Source organism: Kitasatospora sp. NPDC005748 (assembly GCF_040630735.1).
Lineage (GTDB): Bacteria > Actinomycetota > Actinomycetes > Streptomycetales > Streptomycetaceae > Kitasatospora.
The window spans coordinates 1-25,214 of record NZ_JBEXYD010000024.1; the positions used below are offsets into that span (position 1 = coordinate 1).

The following is a 25,214-nucleotide window of genomic DNA, read 5'->3' on the forward strand; positions in this document are numbered from 1 at the left end:
CGCCCGGTTACATTCCGAACCCGGAAGCTAAGCCTCACAGCGCCGATGGTACTGCAGGGGGGACCCTGTGGGAGAGTAGGACGCCGCCGAACAATTATTCAAGGCCGCGGCCCCAGCGATTCGCTGGGGCCGCGGCCTTTTTGTTTTTACGCACGTATGCACCCCGGCACGACAGGGGACTTTCGCCCAGGCGCGGGGTCCCGGTCGATGCCGGACAATGGAGATGGTGCTCGGCCAGGAGGCCGGCATCGAACCGCGCGAGGGCAGTGGTGTCGCCTCCATCCGCGGTAGAGCTGAAGCAACAAGAGGAGTCACCACAATGTCGAACCAGCCCCAGGACCGTCCCGAGCGTCGATCGGACGACGGCCGCGGCTACGAGCCCCGGTCTCGTGGGGGCTGGTCCAACGACCGAGGTCCGCGTCGCGACGACCGTGACGACCGTCCGCGCCGTGACGAACGCCCCTCGGGCGGTGGCTTCAACCGTGACCGTGATGACCGTCCGCGTCGTGACGACCGCCCGTCCGGCGGTGGCTTCCGTCGTGACGACCGCCCCTCCGGCGGTGGCGGCGGTTTCCGTCGCGATGACCGTCCGTCCGGTGGTGGTTTCAACCGTGACCGTGATGACCGTCCGCGTCGTGACGACCGCCCCTCGGGCGGTGGCTTCCGCCGTGACGACCGTCCGTCCGGTGGCGGTGGCGGCGGCTTCCGTCGTGATGACCGCCCCTCCGGCGGTGGTGGCGGTTTCCGTCGCGATGACCGTCCGTCCGGTGGTGGTTTCAACCGTGACCGTGATGACCGTCCGCGTCGTGACGACCGCCCCTCCGGCGGTGGCTTCCGCCGTGACGACCGCCCCTCCGGCGGTGGCTTCCGCCGTGACGACCGCCCCTCGGGTGGTGGCTTCAGCCGCGACCGCGACGACCGTGGCGGTTTCCGCCGCGATGACCGTCCGTCCGGCGGTGGTTTCAACCGTGACCGTGATGACCGTCCGCGTCGTGACGACCGCCCCTCCGGCGGCGGTTTCCGTCGTGACGACCGTCCCTCGGGTGGCGGTTTCAACCGCGACCGTGACGACCGTCCGTCCGGCGGTGGCTTCCGCCGTGACGACCGCCCCTCGGGTGGCGGTTTCCGCCGCGACGACCGTCCCTCGGGCGGCGGGTTCAACCGTGACCGTGATGACCGTCCGCGTCGTGACGACCGCCCCTCCGGCGGCGGTTTCCGCCGTGACGACCGTCCCTCGGGCGGCGGTTTCAACCGCGACCGTGACGACCGTCCGTCCGGTGGCGGTTTCCGCCGCGACGACCGTCCCTCCGGTGGCGGGTTCAACCGTGACCGTGATGACCGTCCGCGTCGTGACGACCGCCCCTCCGGCGGCGGTTTCCGCCGCGACGACCGTCCCTCGGGCGGCGGTTTCAACCGCGACCGTGACGACCGTCCGTCCGGCGGTGGCTTCCGTCGTGACGACCGTCCGAGCGGCTTCAACCGTGACCGCGACGACCGGCCCTCCGATGGCGGTTTCCGCCGCGACGACCGCCCGTCCGGCGGTGGCTTCAACCGTGACCGTGACGACCGTGGCGGCTTCCGTCGCGACGACCGTCCGTCCGGTGGCGGCGGTTTCCGTCGTGACGACCGCCCGAGCGGCTTCAACCGTGACCGTGACGACCGTCCGCGCCGCGACGACCGCCCCTCCGGTGGTGGCTTCCGCCGCGACGATCGCCCCTCCGGCGGTGGTGGCTTCCGTCGTGACGACCGTCCCTCCGGCGGCTACAACCGCGACCGCGACGACCGCGGCGGCCGGGACTACGACGACCGCCGGGGCAACTTCGAGCCCGTCAAGCGGCTGCCGATCCCGGAGGACGTCACCGGCTTCGAGCTGGACGCGGATGTCCGCCAGGAGCTCAAGAGCCTGCCCAAGACGCTCGCCGACGATGTCGCCCGCAACCTGGTGATGGTCGCCCGCCTGCTCGACACCGAGCCGGAGGAGGCCTACCAGTACTCCCGCGTCGCGCTGCGGCTCGCGTCCCGCGTGCCCGCCGTCCGTGAGGCAGCCGGCTTCGCGTCGTACATGACCCAGCGCTACTCCGAGGCGCTGACCGAGTTCCGCGCCGCCCGTCGGATGACCGGTCGGGCGGACCTGTGGCCGGTGATGGCGGACTGCGAGCGCGGTCTGGGCCGCCCGGAGCGGGCGCTGGCGATGGCCGGCGAGGCCGAGGTCAAGCAGCTGGACAAGGCCGGTCAGGTCGAGATGCGCCTGGTCGCGGCGGGTGCCCGCGGCGACATGGAGCAGTTCGAGGCAGCGGTGGTCACCCTGCAGAGCCCGGAGCTGGCCTCCAGCGCCGTGCACCCGTGGACCGCGCGCCTGCGGTACGCGTACGCCGAGGCCCTGATCGCGGCCGGCCGGGGCGACGAGGCCCGCGACTGGTTCGCCAAGGCCGCCGAGGCCGACACCGACGGTGCCACCAACGCGTCCGAGCGGCTGGCCGAGATCGACGGCCTGGAGTTCGTCGACGCGCTCGACCCCGAGATCGAGGACGAGGTCGCGCGGGACGAGGCCGAGGACGAGGCTCCGGCCCCGGCTCCGGCGAAGTCGCGCGGCGGCGTGCCGGACGAGCGGGAGATCTTCGAGGACGAGGAAGACGTCGAGGAGTTCTACGACGAGGACGACCTGGAGATCGACGAGGACTTCGACGGCGTGGTGCCGGAGCGGTCCACCGACGCCAAGGGCTGACACGCGCGGCCAGTAGGTGAGTGAGGCCCTGCCGCACCCCGGGAAACTCCGGGGTGCGGCAGGGCCTCACTGCTGTCCGGGCGCGACCGGACGGCCCGGCCGCAGGACGCTCAGCCCAGTTCGAGACTGCGTAGGACCAGCCCGGTGGCCGGCTTCGGGCCGAAGGACGTGGACTTGCGGGGCATGGTGACGCCCTGCTCGGCGAGCCGGCGGACCACGCTCTCGCGCACCGGGTGGAGCAGCACCGCCGTGCCGCCGGTTCGGGCGGCCTCGCGCTCGGCGGACACGGCGGTGTGCAGGTAGCCGATGTCGTCCGGGCCGTCGGGGACCCGCCAGGTGTGGTCGAGCAGGGCGGCGTGCAGCACGGTCGCGTCCAGGTGGCGCCACTCCTCCGGCCGGTCGTGCGGCACGCTGGCGTCGAGCAGGGCCTCCTCGGGCTCGCCGATCAGCCAGTAGACGCCGTCGCCGCCGGTCAGCACGAACCCGTTGCCGCCCTGCCGCTTCTGCTCGGCGAGGGCCTGGAGGGCGGTGGCGAGCGGGCCGGGTACCTCCTTGACCCGCCACTGGTCGCCCAGCTTCTCCAGGGCCGCGGCGATCGGCAGCCGGTACAGCACCCGGTGGATCGCGCGGACCCGCAGCGGGTAGCGGGCGGTGTCGACCAGCAGCACCAGGCCCCGGTCCCAGGGGCTGCGCGGCAGGTGGCGGTGCTCCCGCTGGAGCCGCAGGTACATCTCCCAACGGTGGTGGCCGTCGGCGATCAGCGCCCGGCAGGTGGCCAGGTCGCGGCTGATCTCGGCGATCCCGGCGGGGTCGGTCACGGCCCACAGCCTGTGGTGGGTGCCGTCGGTGGTGGTCGTGGTGAGCAGCGGGTCGTCCCCGACGGCCCGTTCGATCACCCCGGCGGCGCCCCCGTTGCCCCGGTAGGTGAGCAGCAGCGGTTCGAGATTGGCGCGGGTGGTGCGCATCAGACCGACCCGGTCCGCCACCGGCCGGGGCATCACGTCCTCGTGGGGGAGGACGACGCCGGCCTCGCTGCCGCTGACGGCGAGGGCGCCGATCAGGCCGCGTTGGAGCAGCTCCGGGGAGTCGCCGGTGGCGGGGACCCGCTGCTCGTAGACGTACAGCGCCGGCTCCGGGTCGGCGGCCAGGACCCCCTCGCGCTGCCAGGCGCGCAGCAGCCGGGCGGCGTGCCGGTAGCGGGTGTCGCGGTCGGGCCGGTCGCCGGCGTCCTCGGGTTCGGGGCGCGGCAGGATCAGCCGGACCACGTTGTGCGGGTCGGCGGTCTCCAGATCGAGCCGGCGGCCGGGGTCGACGACGTCGTACGGCGGTGAGGTGACCGCGGCCAGGGCGCCGACCCGGTCGGGGACGTAGCGGAGGCCGCGGAAGGGGGAGAGGGACAGACCTGCGGTGGCGACGTGGCCGGGGTTACCGGGGCCGCCCTGCGGAGACTCCGCTCCGCTTTCTGCACTGGGTGTGCTCATTCTGGGCATCGTAATCGGGTACGCGTTGTTCAGAGATCGGAACACCCGTGCTGGTCCGGAGCGGGCGGGTGTCGTGACCGAGGGCGAGGTACGGCGTGAGAGAGCGCAGTGGGCGGTCGACGCAGCGTTGTGCGTCCCGCGAGGCGGTCGGCGCGGGCGGCGAGGTGGGCGCATGAGTGGTGGGCAGGAGCGGTTGGACGGCGGCGGCGGGGCGGACGGCTCCGCGGACGGTGTGATGAACGGGTCGGCGGGCGCCGGGAGTTCGGGCGAGGGCTTCGACGGCCCCGGGGGCGGGGCGGAGCAGGGCCGGGCCGGGGAGCCCGCGGGGGACGTCTACGAGTGGTTCCGCCGGGGCGGGAAGCTGCTGGCCCAGGGGCATCCGGCGGCGGCCGAGCAGTTGCTGGCGCGGGCGGCCGCGGCGGAGCCGCACTCGCGCAGCATCCGGGAGATGCTGGCGCGGGCGCAGTTCGACGCCGGTTCGTACGCGGCAGCGCTGGAGAACTTCCGGGCGGTGGCCCTGGCCGATCCGTCCGACGACTACGCTCAGTTCGGGTGGGGCGTCTCGGCGGCCCGGCTGGGCGACTTCGAGACGTCCGCCGAGCACCTGGCCCTGGCCGTCGCGATGCGGCCGGACACCGACCACTACCGGTCCGCGCTGCGGCAGACCCGGGCGACCCTGGCGGCCCGCGCCGGGGCGTTTGGCCCGCTGCTCCCGGGGGCGCCGGGGTACACCGGACCCCGCCCGTCACCCGGCGGGCTGCCGGCGGCCGCCGACCGGGGCGCGGGGGACGACGAAGTCCTCGACGGCAGGACCCGGGACGAGACGGATGACGGGAAATCGACGCAGTGAATGAGGTAGCGAAGGCATGACCGAGACGGCCACCACCGAGCGACGGACCGCCCCCGGCGGCAGTGAGCGCCCGCTCACCGAGGCGTACGACACGGCACTGCTGGATCTCGACGGCGTGGTCTACGCCGGGCCCGACGCGATCGACCACGCGGCGGACTCGCTGGCGTCGGCGCGTTCGGCCGGGATGCGGTTGGCGTACGTGACCAACAATGCCTCCCGCCCGCCGCGGGTGGTGGCCGCGCACCTGACCGAGCTGGGAGTGCCGGCCGAGCCGGACGACGTGATCAACTCGGCGCAGGCGGCCGCCCGGGTCGTCGCCGAGAAGGTGCCGGCGGGGTCGAAGGTCCTGGTGGTCGGCGGCCTGGGCCTGGAGGAGGCGCTGGCCGAGCGCGGCCTGGTGGCCGTCCGCACGCTGGCCGAGGAGCCGCTCGCGGTGGTGCAGGGCTTCGACGCCTCGGTGGGCTGGACGCACCTGGCGGAGGCGTCCTACGCGGTGCGGAGCGGGCTGCCGTGGGTGGCCTCCAACACCGATCTGACGGTGCCGACCGCGCGCGGGATCGCGCCGGGCAACGGTGCGCTGGTGGCGGCCGTGCGCGCGGCGACGGGTGTGGAGCCCGAGGTGGCGGGCAAGCCGCTGCCGCCGATGCACCGGGAGACCGTCCTGCGGACCGGTGCCGAGCGGCCGCTGGTGGTCGGGGACCGGCTGGACACCGACATCGAGGGTGCGTTCAACGGCGGCGTCGACAGCCTGCTGGTGTTCACCGGGGTCACCACGGCGGCGCAACTGCTCTCGGCGCCGGTGGAGCACCGGCCGACGTACCTCGCGGAGGACCTGCGGGGGCTGCTGGTGGCGCACCCGCCGGTCGCCGTGCAGCCGGGCGGCGGGTTCGGCTGCGGCGGCTGGGTCGTGGTGGCGCAGGACGGGGTGCTGAAGCTGGAGGGCACCGGTTCGGACCGCTGGGACGGCCTGCGGGCGCTCTGCGCGGCGGCCTGGACGGCACTGGACGCGGACGGCGGTCCGTCGGACGGGCGCAAGGCGCTGGCCGAGCTGGGGTTCTGAGCCCCGGGGCCGGCCGGCCGGGCGGTCCGGGCGGCCGGCCCCACGAACGGGTGCCGGGGCGCGGGCCGGTCGGGCCGTCCGGTCAGAGCAGTGTGCGCAGCCGCAGCAGGTCGCGGAAGCCCGCCTCCAGCCGGACCCGGCCACTGGCCCAGGCCGCCGCGAAGTTGAGCGTGCCGCCGACCAGGGCGACCAGGTCGTCGCTGCTCATGGTGAGCCGGATCTCGGCCTTCGTGGCGGGCGGGCCGGGTGCCTCGGTGACGTCCTCGATCCGGCCGTCGCGCAGCCAGCCGGTGAAGGTCAGGTCGAGGTCGGTGATCCGGCAGGTGAGGGAGCGGTCGAGGTCGGCCGCCTTGCGGACGTTGCCGGTGGACTTCGCCAGGTTCCGGCTGAGCTGCTCCAGTGCCGTCCGGCACTCCTCGGCGTTGGCCATGGCGGCTGGTCCACTCCCTGTGCGACGGCGGCGGTCACTGCGGGGCCACGGTACCGCAGGCGGGTTTTGGCGGTAGCGTCGTCGGTGGGGTGCCCGGAACCGGTCCGGGCACCCACGGCGACGGAGCGATGCGCGCAGGCGCTAAGGAGGCACCCGGATGCTGCCGAAGACGGTGCGGGGAGCGGTGGAGGTCGCCGCCGGGCTGGTGGAGGAGGTCGGCAAGCGGGTCGTCGGGACGGCGGCCGGGCTGCTGGAGATGAGCGGGGTCGACGTCGCCGAGGTGGAGCGGCGGTTGGGCGGGCCGTTCCCGCCGTCCGCGAAGTCGCTGCAGACCCTGGCCGAGGAGGCGGTGACCGCCGGCCGGGCCGGGGTGGACCTGGCGGTCGGCGTGGCGCGCAGCGAGGTGGAGAAGGCCTTCGAGAAGGTCGGCGACCAGGTGACCAAGGTCGGCGTGGTGCTCGCCTACCTGGAGAGCAAGCTGCGCGAGGTCGAGGAGGAGGCCGTTCCGGCCGCGTCGCCGCAGGAGGAGGAGCCCGGCACGGCGGCGCCGGCGCCCCGCGCCGACGCCCTGTTCGGGCACGGCTGGGAGCTGGACGACGAGCCGGCGGCACCCGCGGCGCGGGTGGGCGGCGAGCCGATAATGGCCGAGCGGGTCGAGGTCGACGAGCCGGTGGAGACCGATCCGCCGGTGCCGCCGGCGGTGGCGACGAAGCCGGCGGCCGAGAAGCCCGCCGAGCGGAAGCCCGCGGCGAAGAAGCCGGTGGCGAAGAAGGCCGCCGCGCAGAAGCCCGCCGCGCAGGTGCCTGCCGCGCAGAAGCCCGCAGCCCAGGCGCCCGCCGTGAAGAAGGCTGCCGCGAAGAAGGCTGGCACCAAGAAGCCCGCCGAGCAGCAGCCCGCCGAGCGGCAGCCCGCCGCCAAGCAGGCCGCGGCGAAGAAGGCTCCCGCGAAGCGGACCGCCGTCAAGAAGACCGCCGCCGCGACCACCGAGCGGGCCGCCGCGAAGAAGGCGGCGCAGGCCGCCGGCCAGGAGCCGCCCGCCAAGAAGCGGACCGCGACCAGGAAGACCACCGTCCGCAAGAGCAGCACCAGGAAGCCCGATGCCTGATCCCGGCCCGGGCACCGCCCCCGCGCCCGTCATCCGCCCGGCGGACCCGGCCCGGGGCCTCGCCGCGGACTCAGCCGCGGGCGCCGTCCCGGACGCCTTCCTCGGCATCGATGAGCCGCTGCCGCTTGGCGTCGAGCCGACTCCCACCGGCCACCCGGCCGTCGACGCCGCGCTGGCCCGGCTGGAGGCGTTGGACGGGGTGCCGACCGAGGCACACGTCGCGGTGTACGAAGATGTTCACCAGCGGCTGACCGACACGCTGGCCGCGCTCGACCAGGATCGACCCGCTGGGTCCGACCGTTCGCGATGACCCGTAGGAGCTGAAACACCAGTGGCAGTGGCACGACGCCGTCTCGACGCGGAGCTGGTCCGCCGCAAGCTGGCCCGGTCGCGCGAGCACGCGTCCGAGCTGATCGCGGCCGGCCGGGTGACCGTCGGCGGCACCACCGCGACCAAGCCGGCCACCCAGGTGGAGACCGCGGCGGCGGTCGTGGTGGCGAACGACGAGAACGACCCCGACTACGTCTCGCGCGGCGGGCACAAGCTCGCCGGGGCGTTCGCGGCCTTCGTCCCGCAGGGCCTGGTGGTCGAGGGCCGCCGGGCGCTGGACGCGGGCGCCTCCACCGGCGGCTTCACCGACGTGCTGCTGCGCGCCGGGGCGGCCGGCGTGCTGGCGGTGGACGTCGGCTACGGACAGCTCGCGTGGTCGCTGCAGAGCGACGAGCGGGTGACGGTGATGGACCGCACCAACGTGCGCGAGCTGACCCGGGAGCTGATCGGCGGTTCGCCGGTCGACCTGGTGGTCGGCGACCTCTCGTTCATCTCGCTCGGCCTGGTGCTGCCCGCGCTGGCCGGCTGCGCCGCCGAGGACGCGGACCTGGTGCTGATGGTCAAGCCGCAGTTCGAGATCGGCAAGGAGCGGCTGGGCAGCGGCGGCGTGGTGCGCAGCCCGCAGCTGCGCGCCGAGATGATCCGGCAGGTGGCCGGGAAGGCGTGGGAGCAGGGGCTGGGCGTGCGGGCGGTCACCGCGAGCCCGTTGCCGGGGCCGTCGGGGAACGTCGAGTACTTCCTCTGGCTGCGCCGGGACGCCCCGCCGTTGGACCCGGCGGAGGCGGACCGGGCCGTCGCCGAAGGCCCCCGGTAGGGTGCTCTGCGGACGTCCGGTCCGTCATGCTGAGTGACGCGGCCGCACCGGGCCGAGGGCGACCCGGCCGACGTAGGGAGAGGGCAGCGGGCATGAGCGAGCGAACCGTGGGGGTAGTCCCGGCCGAGATCCGGGGGAGAGCTGTCGAGGGGTACGCGTCGCCCGCGGCTACCGTGGGGAGACGGGGGCACCTCGGAGCTGTCGGGACGGGCGGAGAGGGGCGCGCATGAGTGAGGGACGTACGGTCTTCCTGATCGCGCACACCGGCCGGGAGGCCGCGCTGCGCAGCGTCGAGGGCCTGGTGCACGGCCTGCTGAAGGCGGGCATCCGGATCAGGCTGCTCGCGGCCGAGGCGGTCGACCTGGACCTGCCCGACGGCATCGAGCGGGTGGCCGGCGGGCCCGGCGCGGCGGACGGCTGCGAGCTGATCCTGGTCGCCGGCGGGGACGGGACGCTGCTGCGCGGGGCCGAGCTGGCCCGGGAGCACGGGCTGCCGATGCTCGGCATCAACCTGGGCCGGGTGGGCTTCCTCGCGGAGGCCGAGCGGGACGATCTCGCGGTCGTGGTGGAGCGGGTCGTCGACGCCGAATACGAGGTCGAGGAACGGATGACGCTCGACGTGATCGTCCGGACCAACGGCGATGTGGTCCACCAGGACTGGGCGTTGAACGAGGCCTCGATCGAGAAGGCGTCCCGGGAGCGGATGCTGGAGGTGGTGACCGAGGTGGACGGCCGTCCGGTCTCCAACTTCGGCTGCGACGGGGTGGTCTGCGCGACGCCGACCGGTTCGACGGCGTACGCGTTCTCCGGCGGCGGCCCGGTGGTCTGGCCCGAGGTGGAGGCCCTGCTGATGGTGCCGATCAGCGCGCACGCGCTGTTCGCCCGGCCGCTGGTGGCCTCGCCGGACTCGGTGCTGGCGGTCGAGGTGCAGCCGAAGACCCCGCACGGCGTGCTCTGGTGCGACGGGCGGCGCTCGGTGGAGCTGCCGGCCGGGGCCCGGGTGGAGGTCCGCCGGGGGCAGACGCCGGTGCGGCTGGCGCGACTGCACCGTGCGCCGTTCACCGACCGGCTGGTGGCGAAGTTCGCGCTGCCGGTGACGGGTTGGCGCGGCCGGGCCGAAACGCACTGACGGCGGGACCCGGGCCGCCGGTTTCGATCACCGGCGGCCCGGGCCCTTCGTCGTGGGCGGCCCTCAGACCGCCAGCGGCTGGCTGTCGTCGCCCGCGCTCCAGCGGCCGCCGACGGCGGCCCGGGCGGCGACCTCCGCGAGGCGTTCGACGGCGGCGGGCACGGCCGCGGCGGGGAGGGTGAGCGGGATCCGGATGTGGTGCTCGAAGGCCCCGTCCGAGCCGAAGCGGTTGCCCGCCGCGATCCGTACGCCGCCCTGCTCCCCGGCCTGGGCCAGTGCCGCGCCGGACAGGCCCCCGGTGGAGACCCAGAGCGCGAGCCCGCCGGGCGGAGCGGCGTAGCGCCAGGCGGGCAGCCGCTCGCGCAGCGCGCGGGCGAAGGCCTCGGCGGTGGAGCGCAGCCGGTCCAGCTGGTGGGCGCGGACGGCCGCCAGCGGCTCGCCGAGCAGCTCGGCGGCGATCAGCTGGTCCAGCACCGGGGCGCCGACGTCGCTGTAGACCCGGGCGGTGGCCAGCCGGCGCACCAGCGCGGGGGCCGCCCGGACCCAGCCGATCCGCAGGCCGCCCCAGAGCAGTTTGCCCGCCGAGCCGACGGTGACCACCTGGGCGGACCGGTCCAGTGCGGCCATCGGGCGGGGGAGCACGGCGTCCGGCGCGAGGCCCCAGCCGAGCTCGGCGGTGGTCTCGTCGGCCAGCACGATCGTGCCGGCGGCCCGCGCGGCGGCCAGCAGTTCGCGGCGCTGCTCCTCGGGGACGAGGGCGCCGGTGGGGTTGTGGAAGTCCGGGATCACGTAGGCGGCCCTGGGCGTGGCGCCGCGCAGCACCCGGCGCCACTCGGCGAGGTCCCAGGAGGGCTGCCGGGACGGCCCGCCGGGCCAGCCGTAGGGGACGGGCACCAGGCGCGCCTCGCCCAGGCGCAGGGCCTGCAGCGTGTGCGCGTAGCTGGGCGCCTCGACGGCGACCCGGTCGCCGCGGGAGATCAGCGCCTGCCGCACCAGGTGCAGCCCGCCCATCGCGCCGATCGTGATCAGGATCTGGTCGGGGGTGGTCGGCAGGCCGCGCTCGGTGTAGCGCCGGGCCACCGCCTCGCGCAGCACCGGGACGCCGGTGGGGTAGTTGCCGTGCCCGGCGGCGTACGCGGGGAGCTGTTCGACGGCCCGGGCGGCCGCCGCGCCGAGGAAGGGCTGCGGGGCGGGCAGCGCGGCGACCCCGAGGTCCAGCGTGCGGCCCTGCTCGTCCGGCGGCACCGGGTGCAGCGCGTCGCCGGGCGGCGGGGCGCCCTCGGGCAGGGCGGTCCAGCTGCCGGATCCGCGCCGGCTGTGCAGGTACCCCTCGGCGCGCAGCGCCTCGTACGCGGTGGCCACGGTGGTGCGGCTGAGCCGCAGCGCCAGGGCCAGCTCGCGCTCGGCGGGGAGCCGGGCCCCGACCGGCAGCCGGCCCTCGGTGACCAGCAGCCGGACCTGCCCGGCCAGCGTCCGGTAGGCGGGGCGGCGGGCGGTGGCCGGCTCGGGCAGCCGGGCCGCGTCGAGCAGCCGGGCCAGTGCGGCGGCGGTGACGGTGCTGTGCCAGTCGGCCATGGCTGATCAGTCCACTTGCTCGGAATTGGCCCTGGAAGGGGTCGCTTTGGCCTGCCCATCATGGCAGGGCGGCCATCGAGTCCGCCACCGTCGCGGGCCGGGCCCGTACGGTGCAGCACCACCTGCGGGAGAGCCCGATGGCCACCACGACCACGCGACCGACCACCCCCGCGCCCGCCGTCACGGCGCGGCGCCCCTCCCTCGCCGTCCGCCTGCTCGGCGACACCCACGCACTGGGCCGCCGCCTCCCGCAGCTGCTGGTCGGGCTCTCCCTCTACGGGGCGAGCATGGGGCTGATGCTGCGCTCCGGGCTCGGCCTCGACCCGTGGGACGTCTTCCACCAGGGCCTGCAGCGCACCGCCGGCCTCTCGGTGGGCGCCTGGGTGACCATCTGCGGCGCGCTGGTGCTGCTGCTCTGGATCCCGCTGCGCCAGCGCCCCGGGCTCGGGACGGTGGCCAATGTGCTGATGATCGGCGCGGCGATGGACCTCACCCTCCGGGTGACCGGCACGCCCGGACCGCTGCCGGCCCGGATCGCGCTGATGGTCGGCGCGATCGTGCTGAACGGCCTGGCCACCGGCCTCTACATCGGCGCGCGCTTCGGCCCGGGCCCGCGCGACGGCCTGATGACCGGCCTGCACCGGCGCACCGGCCGGTCGCTGCGGCTGATCCGGACCGGAATCGAACTCACCGTGCTGGCCGCCGGAGTCCTGCTCGGTGGTACCGCGGGCGTCGGCACCGTCGCATACGCGCTGGCCATCGGCCCGCTCGCGCAGATCTTCCTGCCCTGGTGCACCGTGCCCAGCCCCGCCGAAACGCCCTGGAAGGGATGAACTTGAGGGGCGTGGAGTTGCCGCTCGTCGCGCGCCGGGGCCGGAACCTCGTAAGGTCGTCACCGTGTTGGACGAGATGCGGATACGGGATCTAGGGGTCATCGACGATGCGGTGGTCGAACTGGCCCCCGGCTTCACCGCCGTGACCGGTGAGACCGGTGCCGGCAAGACCATGGTGGTGACCAGCCTCGGCCTGTTGCTCGGTGGCCGGGCCGACCCCGCTCTGGTGCGCAACGGCGCCGGACGAGCGGTCGTCGAGGGCCGCCTCGAACTGCCCGAGGGCTCCCCGGCGGCGGTCCGCGCGCTGGAGGCCGGCGCCGAACTCGACGACGGCGCGCTGCTGATCAGCCGGACCGTTTCGGCCGAGGGCCGCTCCCGGGCGTACGTCGGCGGCCGGGCCGTGCCGGTCGGGCTGCTGGCCGAGCTCGGCGAGGACCTGATCGCCGTGCACGGCCAGACCGACCAGCAGCGGCTGCTCCGGCCGGCGCGCCAGCGCGGCGCCCTGGACCGGTACGCGGGCGAGGCGGTGGCCGAGCCGCTGGCCCGCTACCGCGAGGTCTACCGCCGGCTGCGGGAGGTCTCGGCCACCCTGGAGGAGCTGACCACCCGGGCCCGCGAGCGCGCCCAGGAGGCCGACCTGCTGCGCTTCGGCCTGGACGAGGTGGCCGCCGCCGAGCCCGTCGCCGACGAGGACGTCGAACTGGGCGCCGAGGCCGAGCGGCTCGGCCACGCCGACGCGCTCTCCTCCGCCGCCACGCTGGCCCACGCCGCGCTGGCCGGCGACCCCGCCGACCCGGAGGCGCTGGACGCCGGCACCCTGCTGGCCCAGGCCCGCCGCGCCCTGGACGCCGTCCGCCACCACGACGAGCGCCTCGCCGGCCTCGCCGACCGGCTCAACGAGGTCGGCTACCTGCTGGCCGACGTCGCCGGTGACCTGGCCGGCTACGCCGACGACCTGGACGCCGACCCGGTCCGGCTGGCCGCCGTCGAGGACCGCCGGGCCGTCCTGGCCCAGCTGCTGCGCAAGTACGGCGGCCCGGAGAACTCCCTCGCGGAGGTGCTCGCCTGGGCCGACAACGGCTCCGCCCGGCTCGCCGAGCTCGACGGCGACGACGAGCGGATCGACGAACTCGGCGCCCAGGAGACCGCGCTGCGCGCCGAGTTGGCCGAGCTCGCGGGCGAGGTCTCGACCGCCCGGCAGGCCGCCGCCGGCCGCTTCGCCGAGGCCGTCTCCGCCGAGCTCGCCGAACTCGCGATGCCGCACGCCCGGGTGACCTTCGCGATCGCCCAGGTCGACGACCTCTCCGGCATCGAGGTCGACGGCCGCACCGTCGCCTACGGCCCGCACGGCGTGGACGAGGTCGAGGTCCTGCTCGCCCCGCACCCCGGGGCCCAGCCCCGCCCGATCGCCAAGGGCGCCTCCGGCGGTGAGCTGTCCCGGGTGATGCTCGCCGTCGAGGTGGTCTTCGCCGGCGCCGACCCCGTCCCCACGTACCTGTTCGACGAGGTGGACGCCGGCGTCGGCGGCAAGGCCGCGGTCGAGATCGGCCGCCGGCTGGCCAAGTTGGCCGAGTCGGCCCAGGTCGTGGTGGTCACCCACCTGCCGCAGGTCGCCGCCTTCGCCGACCGCCACCTGGTGGTGGTGAAGACCAACGACGGCACCGTGACCCGCAGCGGCGTCAAGGTGCTCAACGACGAGGAGCGGGTGCGCGAGCTCTCCCGGATGCTCGCCGGCCTGGAGGACTCGGAGTTGGGCCGCGCCCACGCCGAGGAACTGCTGGCCGCCGCCCGGGCTCCGCGCCACCGTTAGCCTCCGCCGCCCGGCCCGGCGGCCCTCCGGCGGACCGCGACGCGCCCCCCGTGGCGCCGACTGTCCAAGAGGGCCGCCGACCTGGCATGGTGGCGGCTGGACACTGGCTTTCCAGTCCCGAGCGCCGTCGGCGGGCAATCCTCGCGACGCGGCGCGCGAACCTGATCGAGTCGGATGCGAGACGACGTGGACCATTCCGCCGCCCGGGCCACCGCGGCCGCCCCAGAACCGGGTCAGCTGCACGTGGTGCTCGTCCTGGCCGCCAGTACCGGCGGCATCGGTGCGCACGTGCGCTCCCTGGCACAGGGCCTGGTCGCGCACGGAGTGACCGTCACGGTCTGCGCGCCCGCCGGTACGGACGCGTTGTTCGGCTTCTCCCGCACCGGAGCCAGGTTCCACCTGGTCGACATCACCCCCACGGCGGGCGCCCGCAGCGACGCCACCGCGATCGGCGAGCTGCGCCGTGCCTTCACCGGCGCCGACGTGGTGCACGCCCACGGCCTGCGCGCCGGGCTGCTGTCGGACCTGGCGCTGCGCACCGCCGGCCGCTTCCCGGGACTGCGCCCGGAGACCCCGCTGGTGGTCACCTCGCACCACGCGCTGCTGGCGACCGGCATGGAGCGGCGGCTCCAGCGGCTGATGGAGCGCCGGGTGGCCCGGGCCGCCGACCTGGTGCTCGGCGCCTCCTCCGACCTGGTGGCCCGGGCCCGCGAGCTGGGCGCGACCGACGCCCGGCTCGGCCCGGTGGCCGCCCCGCCGGTGCCCGAGGGCCGGCTGGAGCGGGCCGAGGCCCGGGCGGCGCTGCTCGGCGACGGCCCGGACCGTCCGCTGCTGCTGGCGGTCGGCGGACTCGTCCCGCAGAAGGCCTTCGGGGTGCTGCTGGACGCCACCCGCGAGCTGGCCGGGCTGGATCCGCGGCCGCTGCTGCTGATCGCCGGCGACGGCCCCGAGGCCGCCGGGCTGCGTGAGCGGGCGGCCGTGGAGAAGGCCGAGGTCCGGCTGCTCGGCTTCCGCACCGACGTGCCGGACCTGCTGGCGGCGGCCGACGTGCTGGTGGTCTCCAGCCGCTGGGAGGCCCGTTCGCTGGCGGTCCAGGAGGCGATGCGGGCCGGCGTCCCGGTGGTGGCCACCGCCGTCGGCGGCATCCCCGAGCTGGTCGGCGACGCCGCCGTGCTGGTCCCGCCCGGCGACGCGGCGGCGCTCGGCCGGGCGGTGCGCGAGCTGCTGGCCGACCCGGAGCGCCGCCGGCGCCTGGTGGCCGCCGGCCGGCAGCAGGCCGAGACCTGGCCGGACGAGGCCGCCACGGTGGCCCAGGTGCTCAGCACCTACGACGAGCTGGTGCAGCGCACCCCGTAGCCGGGCCGAGCGGCCGGTCCGAACCGCGACGGGTGGGACCGGGCCTGCCCGGGCCGTGGCCGCCCGGGCAGGCACCGCTCAGACCGTGGCCTGCTCGACCCGGTCGACGGCCGGGGCGTCCGGCTGGGCGGAGAGGTAGGCCCCGCCGCAGGCGGTCAGCCGCAGCGCGGTGTCGATCAGCGGGACGTGGCTGAAGGCCTGCGGGAAGTTGCCGACCTGGCGCTTCTCCCGCGGGTCCCACTCCTCGGCGAGCAGGCCGAGGTCGTTGCGCAGCGACAGCAGCTTGTCGAACAGCTCGCGGGCCTCCTGCACCCGGCCGATCATGGCGAGGTCGTCGGCCAGCCAGAACGAGCAGGCCAGGAACGCGCCCTCGTGGCCGGAGAGGCCGTCCACGTTGTTGCCGCTCTCGTCGTGCGTCGGGTAGCGCAGCACGAAGCCGTCCTCGGTGGAGAGCTCGCGCTGGATCGCCTCGATGGTGCCGATCACCCGCTTGTCGTCCGGCGGGAGGAAGCCGACCTGCGGGATCAGCAGCAGCGAGGCGTCCAGCTCCTTGCCGCCGTAGTACTGGGTGAAGGTGTTGCGCTCCGGGTCGTAGCCCTTCTCGCAGACGTCGCGGTGGATGGTCGCCCGCAGCGTGCGCCAGCGCTCCAGGTGGCCGTCGGAGGGGGCGTCCTCGGGGTTCTGCTCCAGCAGCTTGATGGTCCGGTCGACCGCCACCCACGCCATCACCTTGGAGTGGACGAAGTGCCGGCGCGGGCCGCGGACCTCCCAGATGCCCTCGTCCGGCTCGGTCCAGTGGTCCTCCAGGTAGTCGATGAGCCGCAGCTGGAGGTGGTGGGCGTGGTCGTTGCGGACCAGCCCGGTCATGTGGGCCAGGTGCAGGGCCTCGACGACCTCGCCGTAGACGTCCAGCTGCAGCTGGCCGGCGGCGCCGTTGCCGACCCGGACGGGCTGGGAGCCCTCGTAGCCGGGCAGCCAGTCCAGCGAGGACTCGGTGAGCTCGCGCTCGCCGGCGATGCCGTACATGATCTGCAGGTTCTCCGGGTCCCCGGCGACGGCGCGCAGCAGCCACTCGCGCCAGGCCCGGGCCTCGTCGCGGTAGCCGGTGCGCAGCAGCGAGGACAGGGTGATGGCGGCGTCGCGGAGCCAGGTGTAGCGGTAGTCCCAGTTCCGCTCGCCGCCGATGTCCTCGGGCAGGGAGGTGGTGGGGGCGGCGACGATGCCGCCGGTGGGGGCGTAGGTGAGGCCCTTGAGGGTGATCAGCGAGCGGATCACCGCCTCCCGGTAGGGGCCCTGGTAGGTGCACTGGCCGGCCCACTCGTGCCAGAAGTCCGCGGTGGCGTCGAGCATCTCCTCGGCGTCCGGCGCCTTGGGCGCGTCCAGGTGCGAGGCCTGCCAGGTGAGCGCGAAGGCGATCCGCTCGCCGGCCTGGACGGTGAAGTCCGCGTAGGTGGTGAGGTTGCGCCCGTAGGTGTCGGCCTCGCCGTCCAGCCAGACCGAGTCGGGGCCGGCCACGGCCACCGTCCGGTGGCCGCCGTCGGCCTGCTCGACGCGGTGCACCCAGGGCACGACGCGCCCGTAGCTGAACCGCATCCGCACCGCCGAGCGCATCCGGACGGTGCCGGACAGGCCCTCGACGATCCGGATCATCTGCGGGACGGAGTCCCGGCCGGCCAGCGGGCGCGGCGGCATGAAGTCGATCACCCGGACGCTGCCGCCCCGGGAGTCCCACTCCTGTTCCAGGATCAGTGAGTCGCCCCGGTAGCGGCGCCGGTCGGCGGGGACGGCCGGCGCGGCCGCGGTGGGCGGGGGGACCCGCAGGTCGCCGGTGTCGGTGTACCGGACGTGTGGGGTGTCGGGGGCCGGCGCGGGGGTGGCCGGCAGCTCGGCGGCCATCACCTCGGCCGGGCCGATCCGCCAGAAGCCGTGTTCATCGGTGCCCAGCAGGCCGGCGAACACCGCCGGCGAGTCGAAGCGGGGCAGGCACAGCCAGTCGACCGCTCCGTCCCTGCTGACCAGGGCAGCGGTCTGCATGTCCCCGATGAGTGCGTAGTCCTCGATACGGCCGGCCACGTGGATCTCCAGTTCGCAATGTGGTCACGACGCATCGGCGATCCGGGGAGAGCCAGCGGGTCTGCGGGGCCGGGGGTCACCCCGGGACGTCCGGCCTGCCGGGGGTGGTGACAGGCCTTGCTGGAGTGTCCGCGCGGGGCTCGGTCGAGCCCCAGGGTGGGTGGGGAGGTGCTGGATAACGGGGAGGTCCGGTCGCGCATCGGGGACCGAGAGGTGTCCTTGCCCTCCCACGCCCTCCGCTTGCTCGTGCTGTCGGCGATGCGTCCGTGCAGCTTACGACGGACGAAAGGGGCGAAGCACGCGGGCGCAGCCCTGCGTGGCGCCACAATTCGGCGGAAATGCCGTGCATCGTGGGGGAGCCGTCAAGGATGGCTCGGAAGGATCACCTCCGGATGGTCCGTCGGGAGGGGGCTCCATGACCCGCCCGAGCGCCGCGGAGTGGCCCGCTCGGGCCGGTGGTGCGACCGGTGTGACGCGTGCGCCGGGTGGTGCGCCGGTGGTGCGCCGACGGAGTGGTTCCCGAGCGCCGCGAGCGGGCCGGAACGCGTCCGGGCCGGGGCACTGATACCCTGGTATCCCGTGGACCGGTGGGATCAAACGCCCCGGACCAGCCGAACCGACGACTCATCGAGTGCCGTGCACCACACCGCACTCCCGTCGCGCCAGGCGAGCCGAGAGCTTCCCGCCCACGTCACCTTCGACACGCGACCCACGGGAGCCCCCTCTTGGCACAGCCCCATTCCGGCAAGGCATCGAACGGCCGCGCCGTGACGACCAAGCACCTCTTCGTCACCGGGGGTGTCGCCTCTTCGCTCGGCAAGGGCCTCACCGCCTCCAGCCTGGGCGCCCTGCTCAAGGCCCGCGGACTCCGCGTGACGATGCAGAAGCTCGACCCGTACCTCAACGTGGACCCGGGCACCATGAACCCGTTCCAGCACGGCGAGGTCTTCGTCACCGACGACGGTGCCGAGACCGACCTCGACGTCGGCCACTACGAGCGGTTCCTCGACACCAACCTGCACGGCTCGGCGAACGTCACCACCGGCCAGGTGTACTCGACGGTCATCGCCAAGGAGCGCCGCGGCGAGTACCTGGGCGACACCGTCCAGGTGATTCCGCACATCACCAACGAGATCAAGGCCCGGATCCGCCGGATGGCGACCGAGGACGTCGACGTGGTGATCACCGAGGTCGGCGGCACGGTCGGTGACATCGAGTCGCTGCCCTTCCTGGAGGCCGTCCGCCAGGTCCGTCACGAGGTCGGCCGGGACAACGTGTTCTTCGTGCACGTCTCCCTGCTGCCGTACATCGGCCCCTCGGGCGAGCTGAAGACCAAGCCCACCCAGCACTCGGTGGCCGCGCTGCGCAACATCGGCATCCAGCCGGACGCCATCGTGCTGCGCGCCGACCGCGAGGTCCCGCAGGCCATCAAGCGCAAGATCTCGCTGATGTGCGACGTGGACGAGGAGGCCGTGGTCGCGGCCATCGACGCCAAGTCGATCTACGACATCCCCAAGGTCCTGCACGGCGAGGGCCTGGACGCGTACGTGGTCCGCCGGCTGGACCTCCCGTTCCGCGACGTGGACTGGACCACCTGGGACGACCTGCTGCGCCGCGTCCACGAGCCGCAGCACATCGTCAAGGTCGCGCTGGTCGGCAAGTACATCGACCTGCCGGACGCCTACCTGTCGGTGACCGAGGCGCTGCGCGCCGGCGGCTTCGCCAACAACGCCCGCGTCGAGATCAAGTGGGTCACCTCCGACGACTGCGAGACGCCCGAGGGCGCCCAGGCGCAGCTCGGCGACGTGGACGCGATCTGCGTCCCCGGTGGCTTCGGCGACCGGGGTGTGGACGGCAAGGTCGCCGCGATCACCTACGCCCGGGAGAACAGGATCCCGCTGCTGGGCCTCTGCCTGGGCCTGCAGTGCGTGGTCATCGAGGCCGCCCGCAACCTGGCCGGCCTGCCCGAGGCCAACTCCACCGAGTTCGACGCGGCCGCCAAGTACCCGGTCATCTCCACCATGGCCGAGCAGCTGGCGATCGTCGACGGCAAGGGCGACCTGGGCGGCACGATGCGACTGGGCCTCTACCCGGCCAAGCTCGCCGAGGGCTCCATCGTCCGTGAGGTCTACGGCGGCGAGCAGTACGTCGAGGAACGCCACCGCCACCGCTACGAGGTCAACAACGCGTACCGCGCCGACCTGGAGAAGACCGGCCTGCAGTTCTCCGGCCTCTCCCCGAAGGGCGACCTCGTCGAGTACGTCGAGTACCCGCGCGAGGTGCACCCCTACCTGGTGGCCACCCAGGCCCACCCGGAGCTGAAGTCCCGCCCGACCCGCCCGCACCCGCTGTTCGCGGGTCTGGTCAAGGCGGCCATCGAGATCAAGACGGCCGCCCAGTAGTCGGTACGCGGTAGTCGGTACCCGGTAGTCGGTACCCACTGCTCGGCGCCCGGTGGTCGGCGCCGAGCAGTGGGCGCCGGCCGGGAGTAGTCGTCGACACGTCACCGGACGGCGGCCCCGCGATTCCCGCGGGGCCGCCGTCCGGCGTTAGATTGTGTCGTACTGACGAAAAGGGGAGAGCGATGGACGACCAGAGCATCTTTGACGTGGCCGAGGAGTGGGAGACCCGGGGGACCGCGACGCCCTTCCAGGGCAAGGTCACCGGCGTGCGCTCCGAGGAGGTCCGGATGCCCGACGGTAGCTGGGCCCGCCGCGACTACCAGACCCACCCCGGCTCGGTCTCCGTCCTCGCGCTGGACGACCAGGAGCGGGTGCTGATCCTGCGCCAGTACCGCCACCCCGTCCGCCAGCGGCTCTGGGAGCTGCCGGCCGGCCTCCTCGACGTCCCCGGCGAGAACCCGCTGCACGCCGCCCAGCGCGAGCTGTACGAGGAGGCCCACTGCAAGGCCGACACCTGGCGGGTGCTGGTCGACTTCTACACCTCGCCCGGCGGCACGGACGAGGCGCTGCGGCTCTTCCTCGCCACCGACCTCACCGCCGCCGAGGGCGAGCGCTACGAGGCGCACGGCGAGGAACTGGAGATCGAGACCGCCCGGGTGCCGGTCGCCGAGCTGATCCGGCTGATCCACGCCGGGGAGCTGCACAACCCCACCCTGATCACCGGCACGCTCGCCGTGCACGCCGCGCTCACCGGGTCCGGCGGCCTGGCCGCGCTGCGCCCGGCCGACTCGCCGTGGCCGGCGCGGCCCTTCTCGGCGTGACACCTCCGGCGTGACCTCGGCGCGGTGCTGCTCGTGGGGGTGACGACTCCGCGGTGCTGCTTCGCGTGGTGACGCTTCTGCGGTGCTGCTTCGTGGGGTGCTGCTTCCTGGGGTGCTGTTTCCTGGGGTGACCTTCCCAGCGGGCCGGTGGACGGCGCGTCACCCCGCGGTTGACCCGCAGGGGTGACTTACCGGTTCGTACGACCGGATGTCACCTCGGCGGAGCCGGACGGTCGAACTACGCTTCGCAGACAGGGCGCCCGTCCCGGGCCGCCTCCGCTGAGCGCTGGGTGACGTCGGGAGTGGCACGGGTGGCGAGGAAGACGGCGACCATGGACGCGGGGCCCGGCGTATCCGTCGAGGACGTTCCCGGGCTCGACCGGCTGCCCGCCGGTCCCGCGCTGCTCGTCGGCCGGCGTGCCGAGCTCGCCGCCCTGCGGGCCGCCGCCGCACGCCCGGCCGAGGGCCGCAGCCGGGTCCTGGTGCTGGCCGGCCGGCCCGGATCCGGGCGGACCACCCTGGCCGTCCGGTTCGCCCGCACGGTCGCCGCCGACTACCCCGACGGTGTGCTGTTCGCCCGGCTCTCCACCCCGGACGGCGGCCGGGTGCCGCCCGCCAGGGCCGCCCGCCGGCTGCTGGAGCAGCTCGGCGCGGACGTCGCGGGCGTCCCGCTGCCCGGCGCCGTCGAGGACAGCCGGGACGAACCGGCCTGCGTCGCGCTGCGCGAGGCGCTGGCCGGGCGGAAGGCCCTGCTGCTGCTGGACGACGTGCGGGACGCCGGACAGCTCTGGCCGCTGCTCGCGGACGAGCCCGGCTGCCTCGTCCTGGCCACCACCGCCGGGCCGCTCACCGGCATCGAGGACATCGACCCGGTCATCCTCGGCGGGCTCGACCGGGAGGCCTCGGGGGAGCTGCTCGGGGACCTGGTCGGCGGGACGAGGATCAGCTGCGACCCGGTCGGCGGGGCCGACCTGGCCGAGGCCTGCGCGGCCCGGCCGGCGGCACTGCGGCTGATGGCGGGGTGGCTGCGGGGCAATCCGAAGCTGGCGGTGACGGATGCCGCGAAGGAGCTGGCGCGGGCGGTGCGGGAGGCCGACGCCAAGCCGGCGGGGGGCGCGAAGGCGGCCGGTGGGGTGCATGCGGCCGGGGAGACGGCTTCCGGGGGGAAGGAGACCGCCCGGGGCGGTCCCGGCGCGTCCGGTGGGCCGGGGCGTACGAAGGGCGGCGCCCTGCACGCGGGGGCCGGTGCGGGGGTCGGTGCGGGGCCCAAGGCCGGGACCGGGGCGGACGGGCGGGCTCCGGGCGGCGCCGGGGCCGGGGCCGGTCCGGGGGACGGGAAGGGTGTCAGGCGTCCCGCCGGGCCCGCGCGGGGCGGAGCGAAGCGCGGCGAACGGCGCGGCGGGACGCAGCCCGCGGAGCACGTTTCCGCGCCGGCTCCGGAGCAGGTCCCGGCCCCGGAGCGGCCCGGCCGGCCGGGCGGCGCCGGAAAGCCGGGGACCGCCGGTGCCGCTGCGGGCTGTGCAGTCGGTACGGCCGGGACGGCCGGGACGGCCGGTAGGGTCGGTTCGACGGCCGAGCAGGTGGAGTCGGCCGCTGCCGCCGCTGCCGCCGTCCCGGTGACGGACCCCGCGGCCTGGGTGAAGCCCGGGCCCGAACCTGCCGAGCCCGTTCCGGTGCCGGACAACGATCCGCTGATCGGCGCGTTCACCCTGCTCTACGGCACGCTGTCGGCCGCCCAGGCGCGGATGCTGCGGGCGCTCACCCTCGCACCGGGGCAGACGGCCGACCTGCGGACCGCCTCGGCCCTGGTCGGCTGCCCGGCGCCGGAGGCCGCCACCATGCTGGCCGCGCTCGCCGAGCGGGAGCTGCTCGGTGCGGAGCCCCCCGCCGCCGACGGGACCCCGCGCTACCGGGTGCCCGGCCGGCTCTACCCCCGGCTGGTCCGGCTGCGCGAGAGCGAGGACCGGCCCGCCGAGGTCGAACTGGCCCGGGCCCGGCTGCTGGAGCGGCTGGTCCGGCTCACCGAATCCGCCCGCGCGCTGCTCGACCCGGCCGGCGGCCCCGGCCCCGACCCGCTGCCCGGCCCGCTCCGGCTGCGCTCCGCCGCCGACGCCCGGCAGTGGCTGCTCGGCGAGCGCGACGTCCTGCTCGGCGCGGTCGCCGACGCGATCGGCCAGGGCGATCTGGACGGCTCGGCCGGCCGGCTGGTCACCGCCCTGCTCCGGGCGCTGCCGCTGACCGGCGCGGCCGCTCCCGCCGACCTCTACCAGCTGCACGAGCAGGTGCTGACCGTGGCCGAACGCCACGGCAAACCGCGCCGGGCCGCCGCCGCGCTGCTCAATCTGGGGGACCTCCAGGCCGCGGCCGGCCGCTGGGAGCAGGCCTGCGCACACTACCGGGCGGCCCTGGAGCACGCCCGGTCGGCCGACGACGAGGCGCTCTGCGCCCGGGCCCTGGAGGGCGCGGCGGGCTGCTACCGGGCGCTCGGCGAGGCGGTTCGCGCCGCCGACTGGTACGGGCGGGCGCTCGCCCTGCGGCAGGCGATGGGCGACCACGCCGCCGAGGCCCGGCTGCTCGCCCGGGTGGCCGAGGCGCACACCGCGCAGCGCCGGTTCGAGGAGGCCGAGCGGGAGTACCGGGCCTCCCTGTCGGTGCTGCGGAGGCTGGGCGACGAGCGCGGGCAGCAGGTGGTCGGCGACGCCCTCGCGGAGCTGCGGGAACGCCTCGACGGCGGGTGGTAGGGGCGGGTTCCGGAGTATTGTCGGAGATGCCTGGTTGGCATTGCTTTGGCGGGAAGATCGCTGGGGAAGCCTACGAACCTGCCAATGTGTCCGGCAGATTTGTTCGCTTTGGAAGGCTGACACGCCGCCTGGGCTTCATTACACTCGAACTCAGTCGCGCAGCGATCCATGCCCCGGTGTCGTCCGGAGGCTTCCCCACGTGCGCGTCGCCCGCCGGTCTTCTCCGGTAGGGACCCCCATGGCAAGAGGACGTGTTTAGCCGTGAAGGTCGGCATCCCCCGCGAGGTCAAGAACCACGAGTACCGCGTGGCCATCACGCCCGCCGGCGTGCATGAGCTCGTCCGCAACGGGCACGAGGTCTACATCGAGGACAACGCCGGTCTCGGCTCCTCGATCCCCAACGAGGAGTACGTGGCCGCCGGCGCCACCATCCTCCCCACCGCCGACGAGGTGTGGGCCACCGCCGACCTGCTGCTGAAGGTCAAGGAGCCCATCGCCCAGGAGTACCACCGTCTGCGCAAGGGCCAGACCGTCTTCACGTACCTGCACCTGGCGGCCGACCGCGCCGGCACCGACGCGCTGGTCGCGTCCGGCACCACCGCGATCGCGTACGAGACCGTGCAGCTCGCCAACGGCGCCCTGCCGCTGCTCGCGCCGATGTCCGAGGTCGCGGGCCGGCTGGCCCCGCAGGTGGGCTCGTACCACCTGATGCGCCCGGCCGGCGGCCGCGGCGTGCTGCCCGGTGGCGTGCCCGGCACCCACCCCGCCAAGGCCGTCGTCATCGGCGGTGGCGTCTCCGGCTGGCACGCGGCCACCATCGCCATCGGCATGGGTTACGAGGTGACCCTGCTCGACCGCGACATCAACAAGCTGCGCGAGGCCGACAAGGTCTTCGGCACCAAGATCAAGGCCATCGCCTCCAACGCCTTCGAGCTGGAGAAGGCCGTCCTGGAGGCCGACCTGGTGATCGGCGCCGTGCTGATCCCGGGCGCCAAGGCCCCGAAGCTCGTCACCAACGAGCTGGTCTCCCGTATGAAGCCGGGCTCCGTGCTCGTCGACATCGCCATCGACCAGGGCGGCTGCTTCGAGGACTCGCACGCCACCACGCACGCCGAGCCGACCTTCCAGGTCCACAACTCGGTCTTCTACTGCGTGGCCAACATGCCGGGCGCCGTCCCGAACACCTCCACCTACGCGCTGACCAACGCCACGCTGCCCTACATCGTGGAGCTGGCCAACCGCGGCTGGAAGGACGCGCTGCGCCGTGACCCGGCGCTGGCCAAGGGCCTGAACGTGCACGAGGGCCAGATCACCTTCGGCGCCGTCGCCGAGGCCTTCGGCCTGGAGTCCGTCTCCCTGGAGAGCGTGCTCGCCTGATCTCGGGTTCCCCCCGGTCCGGGACGGTCCGCGCCACGCCGGCGCGGACCGCTCCGACCTGGGCCGTTCCCGGTGGGACGGCCCGTAGGCCCCCGACCCTTCCTCCTCGTCCGCCAGCGGGCCGGAGGTCCTCGGATCGGGGGCTTCGCCATGCCCGCGAACGGCGCCGAGGCGGGCGGGTGGGCGGCGTCCACGGGGGCGGGTGAACGGTGCCGACGCGGACGCGTGAACGGGGGTGGTCGGGGTGGGTGAGTGGCGCCGATCCGGACGCGTGAACGGGGGCGATGTGGGCGGGTCGCTCT

Annotated in this window: 18 protein-coding genes, 1 rRNA gene and 1 pseudogene; 16 read left to right on the plus strand and 4 right to left on the minus strand. The window is 74.8% G+C overall.

What is annotated here, in order from left to right; genetic code table 11:
• From rrf to ABZ495_RS18935, 3 genes and pseudogenes are all read left to right on the plus strand, one after another.
• Window positions 1-92: ribosomal RNA gene (gene rrf / locus ABZ495_RS18925) — 5S ribosomal RNA — on the plus strand; the annotation flags it as partial.
• 326 nt (window positions 93-418) lie between these two features.
• Window positions 419-1,946, plus strand: a pseudogene (locus tag ABZ495_RS18930) (hypothetical protein); the annotation flags it as partial.
• Window positions 1,838-2,725: a tetratricopeptide repeat protein gene (locus ABZ495_RS18935; RefSeq protein WP_352296141.1), complete on the plus strand. Its 888-nt coding sequence runs from the start codon at window positions 1,838-1,840 to the stop codon at window positions 2,723-2,725. The pseudogene ABZ495_RS18930 and the gene ABZ495_RS18935, both read left to right, overlap by 109 nt.
• Window positions 2,726-2,835: 110 nt before the next feature.
• On the opposite strand, the gene ABZ495_RS18940 is transcribed toward ABZ495_RS18935, so the two are convergent.
• The gene (locus ABZ495_RS18940) at window positions 2,836-4,206 is read right to left on the minus strand and encodes a DUF1015 domain-containing protein (protein WP_359836987.1); all 1,371 of its coding nucleotides are present in this window, start codon (window positions 4,204-4,206) and stop codon (window positions 2,836-2,838) included.
• 172 nt (window positions 4,207-4,378) lie between these two features.
• On the opposite strand from ABZ495_RS18940, the gene ABZ495_RS18945 reads away from it, so the two are divergent.
• Together ABZ495_RS18945 and ABZ495_RS18950 are read left to right on the plus strand one after the other, a co-directional pair.
• Complete coding sequence (locus ABZ495_RS18945; RefSeq protein WP_359836990.1) at window positions 4,379-5,056, plus strand: tetratricopeptide repeat protein; 678 nt, start codon at window positions 4,379-4,381, stop codon at window positions 5,054-5,056.
• 16 nt (window positions 5,057-5,072) lie between these two features.
• Window positions 5,073-6,116 carry an HAD-IIA family hydrolase gene (locus ABZ495_RS18950; RefSeq protein ID WP_359836992.1) on the plus strand — a complete coding sequence of 348 codons (1,044 nt, stop codon included), beginning with the start codon at window positions 5,073-5,075 and terminating at the stop codon, window positions 6,114-6,116.
• An 82-nt stretch (window positions 6,117-6,198) separates the two neighbouring features.
• On the opposite strand, the gene ABZ495_RS18955 is transcribed toward ABZ495_RS18950, so the two are convergent.
• A complete protein-coding gene (locus ABZ495_RS18955) occupies window positions 6,199-6,546 on the minus strand; it encodes an alkyl sulfatase C-terminal domain-containing protein (RefSeq protein ID WP_359836994.1) in 348 nt (115 codons plus the stop codon).
• Between the two features lie 157 nt (window positions 6,547-6,703).
• Here ABZ495_RS18955 and ABZ495_RS18960 point away from each other — a divergent pair, with 157 nt between their 5' ends.
• The 4 genes from ABZ495_RS18960 to ABZ495_RS18975 all read left to right on the plus strand — a co-directional run bounded on the left by ABZ495_RS18960 (window position 6,704) and on the right by ABZ495_RS18975 (window position 9,924).
• Window positions 6,704-7,651, plus strand: a complete 948-nt coding sequence (locus ABZ495_RS18960) for a hypothetical protein (RefSeq protein WP_359836996.1) — start codon at window positions 6,704-6,706, stop codon at window positions 7,649-7,651.
• Window positions 7,644-7,961, plus strand: a complete 318-nt coding sequence (locus ABZ495_RS18965; protein WP_359836997.1) for a hypothetical protein — start codon at window positions 7,644-7,646, stop codon at window positions 7,959-7,961. The genes ABZ495_RS18960 and ABZ495_RS18965 overlap by 8 nt, the downstream gene beginning before the upstream one ends.
• A 27-nt stretch (window positions 7,962-7,988) precedes the next feature.
• Window positions 7,989-8,795 carry a TlyA family RNA methyltransferase gene (locus tag ABZ495_RS18970; protein WP_329492300.1) on the plus strand — a complete coding sequence of 269 codons (807 nt, stop codon included), beginning with the start codon at window positions 7,989-7,991 and terminating at the stop codon, window positions 8,793-8,795.
• Between the two features lie 226 nt (window positions 8,796-9,021).
• Window positions 9,022-9,924: an NAD kinase gene (locus tag ABZ495_RS18975; protein ID WP_352296109.1), complete on the plus strand. Its 903-nt coding sequence runs from the start codon at window positions 9,022-9,024 to the stop codon at window positions 9,922-9,924.
• 63 nt (window positions 9,925-9,987) lie between these two features.
• On the opposite strand, the gene ABZ495_RS18980 is transcribed toward ABZ495_RS18975, so the two are convergent.
• Entirely contained in the window at window positions 9,988-11,499 is a 1,512-nt protein-coding gene (locus ABZ495_RS18980) for a PLP-dependent aminotransferase family protein (protein ID WP_359836999.1), read from the minus strand.
• 287 nt (window positions 11,500-11,786) lie between these two features.
• Between ABZ495_RS18980 and ABZ495_RS18985 the strand changes: the two genes are divergently transcribed.
• The 3 genes from ABZ495_RS18985 to ABZ495_RS18995 all read left to right on the plus strand — a co-directional run bounded on the left by ABZ495_RS18985 (window position 11,787) and on the right by ABZ495_RS18995 (window position 15,498).
• On the plus strand, window positions 11,787-12,332 hold the full coding sequence (locus tag ABZ495_RS18985) for a hypothetical protein (RefSeq protein WP_359837080.1): 546 nt from the start codon (window positions 11,787-11,789) through the stop codon (window positions 12,330-12,332).
• A gap of 76 nt (window positions 12,333-12,408) precedes the next feature.
• Window positions 12,409-14,142: a DNA repair protein RecN gene (gene recN, locus ABZ495_RS18990; protein ID WP_359837082.1), complete on the plus strand. Its 1,734-nt coding sequence runs from the start codon at window positions 12,409-12,411 to the stop codon at window positions 14,140-14,142.
• Window positions 14,143-14,328: 186 nt separating this feature from the next.
• Window positions 14,329-15,498, plus strand: a complete 1,170-nt coding sequence (locus tag ABZ495_RS18995; protein WP_359837000.1) for a glycosyltransferase family 4 protein — start codon at window positions 14,329-14,331, stop codon at window positions 15,496-15,498.
• Window positions 15,499-15,576: 78 nt separating this feature from the next.
• Here the strand turns inward: ABZ495_RS18995 and ABZ495_RS19000 are convergent, their stop codons facing one another.
• Window positions 15,577-17,571: a glycoside hydrolase family 15 protein gene (locus ABZ495_RS19000; RefSeq protein WP_359837002.1), complete on the minus strand. Its 1,995-nt coding sequence runs from the start codon at window positions 17,569-17,571 to the stop codon at window positions 15,577-15,579.
• Between the two features lie 725 nt (window positions 17,572-18,296).
• Here ABZ495_RS19000 and ABZ495_RS19005 point away from each other — a divergent pair.
• From ABZ495_RS19005 to ald, 4 genes are all read left to right on the plus strand, one after another.
• Window positions 18,297-19,973, plus strand: coding sequence for a CTP synthase (locus tag ABZ495_RS19005; protein WP_329490166.1), 1,677 nt, complete (start codon window positions 18,297-18,299; stop codon window positions 19,971-19,973).
• A gap of 182 nt (window positions 19,974-20,155) precedes the next feature.
• Window positions 20,156-20,794 (plus strand): NUDIX hydrolase, encoded by a 639-nt coding sequence (locus tag ABZ495_RS19010; protein WP_359837003.1) that lies wholly within the window; start codon window positions 20,156-20,158, stop codon window positions 20,792-20,794.
• Between the two features lie 311 nt (window positions 20,795-21,105).
• Window positions 21,106-23,535 carry a tetratricopeptide repeat protein gene (locus ABZ495_RS19015; RefSeq protein WP_359837005.1) on the plus strand — a complete coding sequence of 810 codons (2,430 nt, stop codon included), beginning with the start codon at window positions 21,106-21,108 and terminating at the stop codon, window positions 23,533-23,535.
• Window positions 23,536-23,796: 261 nt separating this feature from the next.
• Entirely contained in the window at window positions 23,797-24,912 is a 1,116-nt protein-coding gene (ald, locus tag ABZ495_RS19020; protein ID WP_329490170.1) for an alanine dehydrogenase, read from the plus strand.
• The last annotated feature ends 302 nt before the right edge of the window (window positions 24,913-25,214 follow it).